The organism is Pseudophaeobacter sp. (assembly GCF_039971195.1).
Classification (GTDB): Bacteria; Pseudomonadota; Alphaproteobacteria; order Rhodobacterales; family Rhodobacteraceae; genus Pseudophaeobacter.
On record NZ_JBDWPJ010000151.1, the window covers coordinates 1 to 12,326 of the forward strand.

Consider the following 12,326-nt stretch of genomic DNA (forward strand, 5'->3'; position numbering starts at 1 on the left):
TCCATTTTGCCTTGATTGACCCAGATCCGCAGGTTTTGGTCGCGGATGTCTCCCAGGGCCAGCTCCTCTACCCGAACCGAGGCCGTACGCACTTCGCCATTGGCCGTATTGGCCCGCCCCAGATAGGCAAGGTTTTCTGGATCTATCCCAGCCCGGCGCGCATCCTCCGCCGTGAGAACAACCTCGCTGGCGCCGGTATCCACCAGGAAATCGACAGGGGCCCCATTGACCGCGAGCGTCAGGTAATAATGGCCGTCAGCTGAACGCGGTACCACCACCCGGCCCTGATCTGCCATCACCGATTGCTGCGGTCGTACGGTCTGGCGGATATCCTCCCACAGCCCGTATCCGGCGATCACTCCGAGAAAGATAAAGACCCAGATCGCCAGTTGCTGCACTGTGGAGCTGAGGCTTTGGCGATTGTGTACAAAAGCCCAGGACCCAACGACCAAGAGCAGCAAGACAAGGTAGATCAGGCGGCCAAAGTCCAGGTCTTCCATTGATGAGATCCTATTTGCTTGAGCTTCGGCTTCAGGCGCCAGCAAATCCAAAATCACGCAGCCCGTCCAGAACAAACTGCACGGAAAGCGCGGCCAAAAGCATGCCCAAGAGGCGGGTCACCACATTGATGCCGGTCTTGCCCAGAGCGCGTTCAAACAGGCCAGAGGCGAGAAACATCGCCAACATGACCAGCAGCACAGCAAAGACCACCCCCATCACCATGGCAAATCCTTCGAGCCCCGGTTTTTGCCCCGACAAGAGGATAACGGTGGCAATTGAACCAGGGCCGGCGATCAGCGGGATCGACATGGGGAAAATGGACGGATCTTCGACCTCAGTGGCCTCTTCACCCTGGTTCTCTCGCCGTTTGGTGCGCCGTTCAAACAGCATGTCCAGCGCGGTGAGGAACAGCAAAACGCCTCCAGCTACGCGAAACGCCGCCATTGAAATACCGGCAAAGCCCAACACTGCCTCGCCAAAACCGGCAAACAGTGCCAGCAAAAACATCGCAGTAAAGGCAGCACGGATTGCAATCGAGCGTCGCTCGGCCGGGGTTGCTCCCTGCGTGAGCGCCAAAAAGATCGGTGTTAGGCCAATGGGATCAATGATCACAAAGAGCGTCACAAAAGAGGTGATCAAAAAGGCGGTGTCGATCATAGAGCCTCGGCTTTTTCCAGCTTCTCCAGCGCCCGCATCCAAAGCAGCTCAGCCCGTTCCAGCGCTGTGATCACTTCGGCATGTTTGCCCTGCCAAACCCGAGCCTCGTCTTTTTTCTCTGGCTCGTAAAGTTCTGGATCCGCCAGCTTGCTATCCAGCTTGTCCTTCATTTGGGTCAGTTTGGTGACGCGCTCTTCGGATTTGCGCGCTTCCTTGCGCAGGGCCAGGATAGCCTCTCGCGAGGGGCGGGCAGCTTTTGGCTTTTCTTTCTTAACTGGCTTGGGTTTGGGGGCTGGCTTGTCTTTTTCCAGCAGCAAGGCCCGATAGGAGGCCAGATCGCCTTCATAGGGCTTCACGGTTCCCTGGGAGACAAGCCAGAGCCGATCCGCCACCAGGCTGAGCAGATGCATATCGTGGCTGACCAGAATAACCGCGCCGGTATAGGCGGTGAGCGCCTCGACAAGGGCTTCGCGGCTTTCAATATCCAGGTGGTTGGTCGGCTCATCGAGGATCAGCAGATGCGGCGCGTCCAAAGTGGCCAGCAGCAGCGACAGCCGTGCCTTTTGCCCACCAGACAGGCGTCCGACCGCAGTATCCGCCTGATCGGCCCCCAGACCAAAGCCAGCCAGCCGCGCGCGCAGCCGCGCCTGCCCCTCGGTGGGGCGTTCGCGCAGCAGATGCTGCAGCGGTGTTTCGTCAATGTAAAGCTCATCCACCTGATGCTGGGCAAAGAACCCAATGCGCAGCTTGCTGGATTGGCTCATCTTGCCGCCCATTGGGGCCAGCCGCGCAGAAAGCATCTTGGAGAGGGTGGATTTGCCCTCGCCGTTTTTACCAAGCAGAGCAATGCGGTCATCCTGATCGATGCGCAGATCCAGATTGCCCAGGATCACCTTGCCATCATAGCCTACCTTGACGCCCTCAGTGGCGATAATGGGGGGCGACAGCTCCTCCGGCGTGGGGAAGGTGAAAACAGTGCGCGCGGCATCTTCGGGCGCACGGATGGTCTCCATCTTTTCCAGCATTTTGACCCGGCTCTGCGCCTGTTTGGCCTTGCTGGCCTTGGCTTTGAACCGGTCGACAAAGCTCTGCAAATGGGCGCGCCGCGCGTCTTGCTTCTTGGCCTGGGCCGCCTGGTTGGCCCGGTTGGCGGCACGCTGACGGGCAAACTGATCATAGTTGCCACCATAGTAGGTAACCTTGCGATCCTCGAGATGCAAAATACCGCCGACAGAGCGATTGAGCAGCTCGCGATCGTGGCTGATGATGATCACGGTATGGGGATATTTGACCAGATAAGCTTCCAGCCACAGGGCCCCTTCAAGGTCGAGATAGTTGGTCGGTTCATCCAGTAGCAACAGGTCCGGCTCTGAAAACAGCACCGCCGCCAGGGCCACCCGCATGCGCCAGCCCCCGGAGAAATCGGAACAGGGGCGCTGCTGCGCCTCCTCATCAAATCCCAGCCCCTTCAGAATCGAAGCCGCACGGGCCTCCGCCGACCAGGCGTCGATATCTGCCAGCCGGGTCTGCACCTCTGCAATGCGGGTCGGATCGGTCGCGGTCTCGGCCTCGGCCATCAGCGCTGCCCTCTCGGTCGCCGCTGCCAACACCGTGTCGATCAGCGAAACATTCGACGAGGGCGCTTCCTGCGCAATGCCGCCGATCTGCGCCTTGGAGGGCAGCGAAATCGAGCCGGTTTCCAGCGCCAGCTCGCCCCGGATGAGGCGAAACAGGGTGGTCTTACCGGTGCCGTTGCGCCCCACAAGCCCCACTTTATGGCCATTGGGAATGGTGGCACTGGCCTCTTCGAACAGAGGGCGGCCTTCAACCGAATAGGTGATATCTTGAATACGTAGCATGGGCTCATCCACTGTCTGACAGGCGGCCACTTGTCAATGGCATCCGGGCTTTCTCAGCCGCTTCCTGTAGCCCGCCAAACCCCCGAGCACTTCGGAGCCCCTAGACATCACCTTTCTGCAAATATTCCGGAGTGTGTGGCAGAGCCTCACATCCTCAACCTTGCCAGCCCATGCCTGCCCAGAAACAGTTTGTGGGAGGGGGGGCGCTTGCCGCTGGCCTCCGGCAAAGATTGTTGCTAGTTGAAACAGGACAGTTTTGTTCTCCTTTCTTTGCCTAAGCGCCTGAGGTGATCCATGCGGGCCGCGCAGACAGCCCCACATCTTGTGACCCTGATTTTCAGCACCGCTCTGGCGGTCCTGTCGCTCAATATGTTCCTGCCCTCGCTGGCGCGCATTGCTGAGGATTTTGGCACCAGCTACGGTTTGGTGAACCTGTCGCTGGCGGGCTATCTGGGCATTTCCGCAGTCTTGCAACTGATCATGGGACCGCTCTCCGACCGTTTTGGTCGCCGCCCGGTGTTACTGGTCTCAATGATGATTTTCACGCTGGCCTCGCTTGGCTGCGTGCTGGCCGAAAACATCTGGGTGTTTCTGGGTTTTCGCATGTTGCAGGGCATGGTGGTTGCGGCGCAGGTTCTGTCACGCGCTGCCATCCGCGACATGCATTCCGCGTCTGAGGCCGCCAGCAAGCTGGGCTATGTCACCATGGCCATGGCCCTGGCACCGATGCTGGGACCGATGCTGGGCGGGGCTTTGGATATGCTTTTTGGCTGGCGCTCCGGCTTTGTGTTGTACACACTTTTGGGTCTTGGGGTGCTGGCGCTCAGCTGGGGCGACTGGGGAGAAACCAACCACAACCGCTCTGCCACCTTTGGTGCACAGATGCGCAGCTACCCAGAGCTTCTGGCTTCGCGTAGGTTCTGGGGCTACAGCTTTTGCCTGGCGTTCTCAATTGGCGGGTTTTACGCCTTTATCACCGGCGCACCCTTGGTGGCTGCGGCCTGGTTCGACCTCAACCCGGCGCAATTGGGCCTTGGCATCGGCATCATCACCGGTGGCTTTATGGTGGGAAATTTTGTCACGGGCCGTTTGGCGCGGCGGGTACCACTGATTACCCTGATCATCGCCGGGCGGCTGTCGGCGGTGCTGGGGCCTTTGGTTGGCCTCAGTCTGTTTTTGGCCGGGCAGGGAGCAACCCTGGTGTTTTTTGGCTCCGCTATTGCGGTGGGTTTTGGCAATGGGCTGACAGTGGCCAATGCCAGCGCCGGGTTGATGTCGGTGCGACCGCATCTGGCGGGCAGCGCCTCGGGGCTGTCTGGCGCCATCGTGGTGGCCCTGGGCGCAGTGATGACCACTGTGACAGGGGTTTTGGTGACGCCAAGCAGCGCGCCTTTTATGGTCTTGTCGATCATTTTGATTTCCAGCTGCTGCGCCCTGATGGCAGCGCTCTACGTGCGCTGGCTCGATATTCACGAACCACTTGAAGAGATCGCCTGACACCGCGCCCTTTCCGCTGAGGGCAATTTCGACATCAGATCAACTCTCCCCTTCCCATGTGTCGACAGGCATGTTAGGCGGCGCGCGATATTATGGCGCAGATTGCTGGCGCCGATCTTTCAAATGGAGAACGCCCGATGGCTCTGCAACGCACTTTCTCGATCATCAAACCCGATGCCACCCGCCGCAACCTGACCGGCGCAATCAACGCCAAATTCGAAGAAGCTGGCCTGCGCATCGTTGCACAAAAGCGTATTCACCTGACCAAAGCCCAGGCTGGCAAATTCTACGAAGTCCACGCTGAGCGTCCCTTCTATGACGAACTGTGCGAATTCATGTCCTCTGAGCCAATCGTTTGCCAGGTTCTGGAAGGCGAAAACGCCATCGCAAAGAACCGTGAAATCATGGGCGCGACCAACCCAGCAGACGCCGCTGCCGGCACCATCCGCGCCGAGTTTGCTGAATCCGTTGGCGAAAACTCGGTACACGGTTCCGACGCGCCAGAAACTGCCGCTGTTGAAATCGCCTACTTCTTCTCCGGTCTTGAGCTGGTCGGCTAAGCCACCGCTCTGATCAGAGTACGAAATTTTGGGTCGCGCTGGGGTTCTGGCGCGGCTCTTTTTTATGGGCACCCGGCACCACCCATCCGAAGAAAGCCTAGCAAGGCTACGAGTGAGTAGGTTTTTCAATCACGCCAATTTGGTTGAGAATGCTCTCAAACTCTGAACGGCCCTTATCAAAACTGGAGGCTTTGATGGCATCAAACCTCTTGCGCAGGACCTTTTTCTCCTCGCCTTTGCAATCATTCCAGGGGCGGCCCTGCAGTGCCATGACCAGAACGTAGTAGCCAATGAAATGCGGCTTACTGCCGGTTTGCAGCAAGCGGGCGTAGGCCGCATCAGCGCCCAGGCTGCGCAGTTCTTCGGCACTGTGAATGCCCGCGCGGTTGCAAGAATCCTCATAGGCGGGGCCGAGGTAGCGGATGGAGGAAATGGCAGTGGACATATGGGGAACATATGCCGGTGGCCCTCCGCTGTCACCCTCAAACTTTCCGAAATCCAACATGGTGAAGACGCCTCATCTTGTTGACACGTAATCATTATTACCTGAACCTGAGACCATTACTTGGGAGGGGTAAGAGTGCAAGAACTGTCAGCGTCAGCGCATCCGGTGGATATCCAGTCTTTTGATCTGGCAGACCCACCTGCGGGTTTTGTGGAAGATCCCTTTCCGTTTTACGATGCGCTTCTGGCTGAGGCTCCGGTCCTGTCGCAGCCAGATGGGTCATTTCTGATCAGCCGTCACGAGGATCTGGATCGCATCTACCGGGATACTGCCCTGTTTTCCTCTGACAAAAAGGCCGCCTTTGGCCCCAAATTTGGCATCGGCTCGCCGCTGTTTGAACATCACACAACCTCGCTGGTGTTCTCCGACCCGCCCCTGCACAGCCGGGTACGTTCGATCATGAGCTCGGCGCTGACGCCACGGGCAATTGCCCGGATGGAGCCGGGTTTGATCGCGGCGGTTGACCTGCTGCTGGACGCGATGGCGGGGCGCGCGGAGGTGGATCTGATCGAGGATTTTGCCTCCTGCATTCCCATCCAGATCATTGGCAATCTCCTGGATGTGCCAGAGGATGAGCGGGCGCCGTTGCGGGATTGGTCCCTGGCCATTCTGGGCGCGCTTGAACCTTCGCTGAGCGACAATGAGCTGGCCCGCGGCCATCAGGCGGTGACGGAGTTCAAGGCCTATCTGCAAGATCTGGTGGCACGCCGTCGGGCCGCACCTGGGGATCCGGAAACCGATGTCTTGACCCGGCTCATCGGCAGTGAAAAGGACAGCGAAGGGCAGGGGTTGAGCGAGATTGAGCTGATCCAGAACTGCATATTCATCCTCAACGCCGGACATGAGACCACGACCAATCTGATCGGCAATGGGCTGGCGCTGTTGCATGACCACCCGGCGCAAAAGGCGCGGCTTTTGGCGCAGCCTGATCTGATCAAACCTGCAGTCGAAGAGATCCTGCGCTTTCGCCCGCCCAATCAGCTGGGCAATCGTGAAACCACTGCCATGGTTGAAATCGGCGGCGTGACCATTCCGCGCGGCCGTATCCTGCATCTGGTGATTGGGGCGGCGAACCGCGACCCAGAGGTCTTTGACAACCCTCAGGAATTTGACATTGCCCGCCGCCCCAACCGGCACCTGGCCTTTGCAGGCGGACCGCATGTCTGCGTTGGGCTGACCCTGGCGCGGATGGAAGGCAAGATCGCGACTGAGCGATTCCTGGCGCGATATCCTGACTACCAGATCCTGCCGGGAAGATTGGGGGGAGGGCGCATGCGGTTTCGTGGCTACGCGAGCCTGCCAGCAAGGCTGTCCCCGAGGTGACCTGCCGAGGGCGGCAGTGTGGGCTTTTGCCAGACCACCTGGTGTGGGAAGGGTGGCTCAGAACAAGCCGGCTTCTTTGGCGATCAGGGCGGCCTGGGTTCGGTTCTTAGCGTCCAGTTTGCGGCACAACGTGCGCACATGCAGCTTGATCGTCACTTCCTGAAGATCCAGCTCGCGGGCGATTTCCTTGTTGGAATGGCCCTTGCACAGGCCTGACAGGACTTCCAACTCTCGCGGGCTGAGCTTTTCAGCCAGGGGGTGCTGCGAGGGGTTGGCGTCTTCGCGCATCAGATCAACCGGGACGTAGATCTCTCCGGCTGCCATAAAGCGCACGGCATTGAGCAGTGATTGCGCGCCCATGGTCTTGGGGATGAAGCCGATGGCACCAAGGCTCAGTGCTTCTTGGGCTGTTTTTGCAGGTGCGTTGCCGGACAAAATCGCAACCCCCTTGCCATTATTGGCAGAAAGCGCCTGACTCAACCCGGCCAGCCCGTTCATGCCGGGCATCTGGTAGTCCAGTAAAACGAGGTCAAAGGGGCCATCATTTTCGATTTTTTCGAGCGCGCCAGAAAGATCCGTCGCCGGAATTACCTCTGCCTCACCTTTGTTTTCGAGGTAGGCGGAGATGGTTTCACGAACCATATCGTGGTCGTCTGCTAACAAAATACGCATGAATACCCTGGTTCTGTTCTGTGTCCTGTCCCCAGTCTACAGTTGGAAGTGTTTAAAATCCATCAAGTTTTTGATCTTTTCAGAGCCCACATTCGCGGGCGGAGTTACTCTCCTTTTGAACCCGGTTTAGGGCTCAAGGCGCCTGTTTTGCAGGGCTTCTCTGCCAGATACCTGCCTTGGACTGCCCGCCATTGGCTTTGCAACCTGGCCCGCAACGATCCAGAACAGGCCAAGAAGAGACCAAGGATCATCAGCTTACCTATACGTAAGGATAGGAGGCTATCCGCAGGTGCGGATGAGCGTGAGCGCTGAATGTGGCAGTCTGTCCAAATACTTGGTTTGCCAACTCCTTTGGTGTGCCGGGGACCATTTGTGTTTGGGAGACGTGCAATATGATTGGCTGGAAGATTTCCTTGCCGCGAGCCACTCTGGCAGGTTTTTTTGCTTTGGGCATCCTTGGGCTACTTGGCACGGGCGTTGCCCAAGCTGAAGCGCGGTCCCAGTATGGTGCCAACTCTGGAAAACAGGGCCAGAATGAGCAGATCCTTCTGACGGTGGAGCTGGAAGAGGAAGGCACAGTAGTTCGCCGCTTGTCCTTGAGGGATCTTCAGGCGCTGGGGGTTGCGAGTTTTGAAACCCAAACCATTTGGACCACGGGGCCACAGCAGTTCACTGGCGTTCCACTGGCCACTCTGGTGGCTGCGCTCAAACCTGCCGGCACCAGTATCGAGGCCCGTGCGGTTAACGATTATATGGTAGAAATTCCGCTGTCCGATGCAGTGCCCGGCGGTGCCCTTGTTGCCTACGAGCGTAACGGTAAAACAATGTCGTTGCGCGATAAAGGACCTCTGTGGCTGGTCTATCCCTATGACAGCAATCCAGCTTATCGAACCGAGGCTGTCTATTCGCGTAGCATTTGGCAGCTGGATACCATTACGATGAAGACGTCGAAGGAGTGATTTAGGACGTGACGCAATCCCAAGTGCCCGATACAGCCGTTGACACCGCCGAAGGACGGGCTACCAAGGCTGGCAATATCTGGAAATTGTTGCAGATCGACAGCTGGCCGCGCCTGAGCAAGGCATTGTTGCTGCTGGCTCTTTTGGTGTTACCGCTGCTCACTTTGCAATCTGTTCGCCTGGGTCATGAGGTTGTCCAACGGCTAGAAGGGCTTTCTACGGCAGCAACTGACAATATGCAGTGGGTGTTGTCGCAGGCGGAGGTTGATCATCTCAAATTGGTAACTACTGTTGAACGGGCCGACAGGCTCAGCGATCTGGCAGCCCTGCGTCTGCAGTTTGATATCTATTACAGCCGTATCCAAACCTTTGCCGAAGGGCCGCTCTTTGCGGATCTGCGTGGCTCGCCTGAGGGTGGCACATTGCTGGGGCGGCTACAGGGAAGGTTGGCCGAGCTGGTGGCACTGATTGATGTCGCGGACCAACAACTGTTGCAAAACCAGAGGCATATCCAAACACTGCTGGAAGATAACGGTGAAGATGTGCGCGCATTGGCATTGTTTGGAGTGGTCATCCAGGTCCAAAGCACCGAAAGCAAGCGTCTGGCTCTTTTTACCATCCTGTCACGCCTTGCTATGGTGATCCTGACGCTTTTTGCCGCGCTTGCCATAACAGCGTTGCTGCTGGGCTGGATGTATCGGCGCGGGCGTGGCCTTTCTGAAGAGCGCAGCAAGGCAGCATCGCGCATGGAGGCTATGATTTCTTCCTCTTTGGATGCCATTCTCATGGTTGATCAGGATGGGGTCATCCTCGCGTTTAATGGCGCAGCCGAAACCATTTTTGGCTACAGCAGAGATGAGGCGATTGGTGCTAGCATGGAGCAGTTAATCATTCCGGCGCATCTCCTAGAGGCGCATAGGATCGGTATGAAGCGGTTCTTGGAAACCTCTGTTCCCCGACTGGCCGGCAAGGGGCGGGTGCAGATCGAAGCCAAAAGAAAATCCGGAGAGGTCTTTCCGATCGAGGTCTCCTTGTCGATCAGCCGCAGCCAGGCAGACCTGGTCTTTGTGGGGTTCATTCGCGATATCTCGGACCGGATTGCCGTCGAAGAAGAGCTGCGCAACGCCCGTGATGATGCCCTGGCTGGGGAGCGGGCCAAGGCCAATCTTTTGACCGTGATGAGCCATGAAATGCGCACCCCTCTGACCGGCGTTTTGGGGGCAATCGACCTGCTGCGCCATACCGGTCCAGACGCAGAGCAGGAGCGTTACCTCAATGCGATGCAGGTCTCGGGAGAGCTGCTGCTGCATCACGTCAATGACGTCTTGCAATTGTCCAGCCTCGAAGCGGGTACCGAGCCCGACAGCCTGCGTCCCTTTGATCTGCGCGAGTTGATGAATGGCCTGATTGAAAGTCAACAGGCCCATTCAAGAAGCCGAGGCAACGTGTTGACCTTGAAATATAATGTCAGCGGTCCCGACATGGTGGCTGGGCGTCCCCGAGCTCTGCAGCAAGCTCTGTTGAACCTGATCGGCAATGCCATAAAATTCACCCGCGACGGGGCAGTTCTGGTGGATGTGCAACGCTGCGCGGCCATGGATCAGATTGAATTTCACGTCTCCGATACTGGCGAAGGGGTGGCCCCCCAGGATCTCAAACGGATCTTTGAAGATTTTATCACTTTGGATTCCAGTTTTGGCCGCGACAGCGAGGGAACCGGGCTGGGCCTGGCGATCACCCGACGTATTGTCGAGGCAATGGGCGGAACGATTTCCTGCGAAAGCGAGTTGGGGGAGGGCAGTCTGTTCTCATTGACCCTGCCATTGCCAAATGCGCAAAGCCTGCCGAGCAAGGATCCAGCGGCCGAGCCCGCGCAGGCTCAGGCGGCCAGGGTTCTGGTGGTGGAAGACAACGATATTAATCGCGAACTGTTTCAGCAGATGTTGCAGAAACAAGGACACAGGGTGACGGTGGCCCCTGGCGGGGCCGAGGCCGTGGCGGCCTGCAGGGCAGAGGCGTTTGACCTTGTTCTGATGGATATCAGCATGCCGGAGGTGGATGGTATCGAGGCGATCCGCCGTATCCGCGAAGCCCGTTTGGCGGAGGGGATCGATATTGTGGCCCTGACTGCTCATACAGCCCCCGAAGACCATGCCAGGATCCTGGAGGCTGGCTTTGCGGAAGTTACCACAAAACCGATCAACAGGCAGGAACTGACAGCATTGGTTGCACGGCGTTCGGCGACTTCCAAGGCAGTGGAGGATCCTGATGCCCAATCAGAAATCGACCAGTTCTTTGAGGCCCTGGGGCGCGAGCGGGGACGCGAATACCTGCAGGCCTTTATCGATGAGGCGGAGAGTTTCTTGGCAGATCTGAAGGAGGTCGACAGGCTCTTGGAGGACCACCGCAGGGAAGCCCATCGCCTGGCGGGCTCTGCGGCTGTTCTGGGAATTTCCGGTCTGCGAAACGCGCTGCTCGAAGTGGAGATGCAGGAAGACACGTCTCGGCCGCCTCTCGCGGACCTGATGCTGCATTGGAATTCTTCAAAAACCCTGCTTGCCCCGCATTTGATCCCCTTCGAGAAGGTCTGAACCCAAGGGTAAACGAAAAATTCAGTCATTGCGATGCGGAGTGTCGGCACAGCAAAGAAATCTCACAGTTTTTTTCCGACAGCGGTGAAACCATTGTGGCGCTGCTTCTCGCCGTCGAGGCAGGCGCGGATCATTGCGAATTTAGATTGAAGGCGGTCGTGTTTCATATGTTACGCCAACACGGTGGGATAGACGTTGCGGTGAGGCAACGGTCCGAGCGATTTAGCGAGACCAATTTGAGAGGTTCAGAGGGAAACGCGCATAGAATCTAAAAAAATATCTCATCACTTCAGGGTCTGGAACTGGGCGGTCTCACAAAGCCGTCCCAATGGCGCGACTTTGCCTCGGCCTACCAGATCCACCAGATGGGCAAAGACATTGCGCTCAGCCGCTGGCAAAAGCGCCTCGGGGGTTTCTGTATAGATCGTCCGGGCCAGTTCTGCGGGGCTGGCTGGGGCTTGGTTGAGATTGGACAGGATGTCAGTTTCGCGGCTGTTGCGATGGGTGATCAGCCAATCCAGTCGCTGTTGTGGCGCGCTGACCGTGCCGCCATGGCCGGGATAGAAGACCCGCCAATCTCGGGCGCGCAGGCGGGCGCAGGAGGCCATGAAATCGGTGAGATCTCCGTCAGGAGGGGAAACCAGCGAACTGGCCCAGCCCATCACGTGATCGGCCGTGAAACAGGCATCCCCCAGGGCGAGGGCGATGTGGTTGCCCAGGTGGCCCGGAGTATGGATCACTTCCAATTGCCAGTCCGCGCCGGTGAGCAGATCCCCATCCGCAAGCAGCCGGTCGGGGGTGAAGCTATGGTCAATCCCTTCGCCGCCGCTGGACATGCCAGCCTCTACGAGGCCTTGCATCACGGCACTGCGCCCGGTGCTGGCGGTGCCATAGGCATAGACCGGCGCGCCGCAGCGCGCTGACAGGGTGCGGGCGAGGGGGGAGTGATCAAGGTGGCTATGGGTGACGATGATATGGCTGATCGTCTGGCCCGGCAGGCAGGCAGCCATGATGGCCTCCAGATGGGCGGGCATATCGGGGCCGGGGTCAATCACCGCCAGTTCGGTGGTGCCGATCAGATAGGTATTGGTGCCGCGATAGGTCATCGGAGACGGGTTGGGCGCCAGCAGCCGTCGCACACCTGGCTCCAGCTGCTCTGGCACGCCGACGGTTGGGTTGAAATCATCGGGAGCCTGCATCTG

At 58.4% G+C, this 12,326-nt stretch carries 11 protein-coding genes; 5 read left to right on the forward strand and 6 right to left on the reverse strand.

Annotation, left to right across the window (positions count from 1 at the left end; genetic code table 11):
• From ABJP42_RS13325 to ABJP42_RS13335, 3 genes are all read right to left on the reverse strand, one after another.
• The coding region (locus ABJP42_RS13325; protein WP_348341121.1) for a retropepsin-like aspartic protease family protein at window positions 1-500 on the reverse strand (500 nt) is incomplete at its 3' end.
• A gap of 31 nt (window positions 501-531) precedes the next feature.
• Window positions 532-1,158, reverse strand: coding sequence for a MarC family protein (locus ABJP42_RS13330; RefSeq protein WP_348341123.1), 627 nt, complete (start codon window positions 1,156-1,158; stop codon window positions 532-534).
• Window positions 1,155-3,017 (reverse strand): ABC-F family ATP-binding cassette domain-containing protein, encoded by a 1,863-nt coding sequence (locus ABJP42_RS13335; RefSeq protein WP_348341125.1) that lies wholly within the window; start codon window positions 3,015-3,017, stop codon window positions 1,155-1,157. Before ABJP42_RS13335 ends, ABJP42_RS13330 begins: the two co-directional genes overlap by 4 nt.
• A gap of 294 nt (window positions 3,018-3,311) precedes the next feature.
• Between ABJP42_RS13335 and ABJP42_RS13340 the strand changes: the two genes are divergently transcribed.
• Both ABJP42_RS13340 and ndk read left to right on the forward strand, forming a co-directional pair.
• On the forward strand, window positions 3,312-4,514 hold the full coding sequence (locus ABJP42_RS13340; protein WP_348341127.1) for a multidrug effflux MFS transporter: 1,203 nt from the start codon (window positions 3,312-3,314) through the stop codon (window positions 4,512-4,514).
• A gap of 137 nt (window positions 4,515-4,651) precedes the next feature.
• On the forward strand, window positions 4,652-5,074 hold the full coding sequence (gene ndk / locus ABJP42_RS13345; RefSeq protein WP_009812004.1) for a nucleoside-diphosphate kinase: 423 nt from the start codon (window positions 4,652-4,654) through the stop codon (window positions 5,072-5,074).
• A 106-nt stretch (window positions 5,075-5,180) separates the two neighbouring features.
• Here the strand turns inward: ndk and ABJP42_RS13350 are convergent, their stop codons facing one another.
• On the reverse strand, window positions 5,181-5,519 hold the full coding sequence (locus tag ABJP42_RS13350) for a TfoX/Sxy family protein (RefSeq protein ID WP_348341129.1): 339 nt from the start codon (window positions 5,517-5,519) through the stop codon (window positions 5,181-5,183).
• Between the two features lie 135 nt (window positions 5,520-5,654).
• Between ABJP42_RS13350 and ABJP42_RS13355 the strand changes: the two genes are divergently transcribed.
• Window positions 5,655-6,902, forward strand: a complete 1,248-nt coding sequence (locus tag ABJP42_RS13355) for a cytochrome P450 (protein WP_348341131.1) — start codon at window positions 5,655-5,657, stop codon at window positions 6,900-6,902.
• 57 nt (window positions 6,903-6,959) lie between these two features.
• On the opposite strand, the gene ABJP42_RS13360 is transcribed toward ABJP42_RS13355, so the two are convergent.
• Window positions 6,960-7,574, reverse strand: coding sequence for a response regulator transcription factor (locus ABJP42_RS13360; RefSeq protein ID WP_348341133.1), 615 nt, complete (start codon window positions 7,572-7,574; stop codon window positions 6,960-6,962).
• A gap of 392 nt (window positions 7,575-7,966) precedes the next feature.
• On the opposite strand from ABJP42_RS13360, the gene ABJP42_RS13365 reads away from it, so the two are divergent.
• Together ABJP42_RS13365 and ABJP42_RS13370 are read left to right on the forward strand one after the other, a co-directional pair.
• Window positions 7,967-8,533, forward strand: coding sequence for a putative pterin-binding protein (locus tag ABJP42_RS13365; protein ID WP_348341135.1), 567 nt, complete (start codon window positions 7,967-7,969; stop codon window positions 8,531-8,533).
• A gap of 8 nt (window positions 8,534-8,541) precedes the next feature.
• Window positions 8,542-11,124, forward strand: a complete 2,583-nt coding sequence (locus tag ABJP42_RS13370) for a hybrid sensor histidine kinase/response regulator (RefSeq protein ID WP_348341137.1) — start codon at window positions 8,542-8,544, stop codon at window positions 11,122-11,124.
• Window positions 11,125-11,408: 284 nt separating this feature from the next.
• Here ABJP42_RS13370 and ABJP42_RS13375 read toward each other — a convergent pair whose 3' ends face one another.
• A complete protein-coding gene (locus ABJP42_RS13375) occupies window positions 11,409-12,323 on the reverse strand; it encodes an MBL fold metallo-hydrolase (RefSeq protein ID WP_348341139.1) in 915 nt (304 codons plus the stop codon).
• Between the last annotated feature and the right edge of the window lie 3 nt (window positions 12,324-12,326).

Excerpts from the sequence above, each read along its gene's own strand:
- ndk (WP_009812004.1), top strand. The coding sequence starts at position 4,652 with ATGGCTCTGCAACGCACTTTCTCGATCATCAAACCCGATGCCACCCGC.
- ABJP42_RS13350 (WP_348341129.1), bottom strand. The coding sequence starts at position 5,519 with ATGTCCACTGCCATTTCCTCCATCCGCTACCTCGGCCCCGCCTATGAG.
- ABJP42_RS13360 (WP_348341133.1), bottom strand. The coding sequence starts at position 7,574 with ATGCGTATTTTGTTAGCAGACGACCACGATATGGTTCGTGAAACCATC.
- ABJP42_RS13365 (WP_348341135.1), top strand. The coding sequence starts at position 7,967 with ATGATTGGCTGGAAGATTTCCTTGCCGCGAGCCACTCTGGCAGGTTTT.
- ABJP42_RS13340 (WP_348341127.1), top strand. The coding sequence starts at position 3,312 with ATGCGGGCCGCGCAGACAGCCCCACATCTTGTGACCCTGATTTTCAGC.
- ABJP42_RS13375 (WP_348341139.1), bottom strand. The coding sequence starts at position 12,323 with ATGCAGGCTCCCGATGATTTCAACCCAACCGTCGGCGTGCCAGAGCAG.
- ABJP42_RS13330 (WP_348341123.1), bottom strand. The coding sequence starts at position 1,158 with ATGATCGACACCGCCTTTTTGATCACCTCTTTTGTGACGCTCTTTGTG.
- ABJP42_RS13335 (WP_348341125.1), bottom strand. The coding sequence starts at position 3,017 with ATGCTACGTATTCAAGATATCACCTATTCGGTTGAAGGCCGCCCTCTG.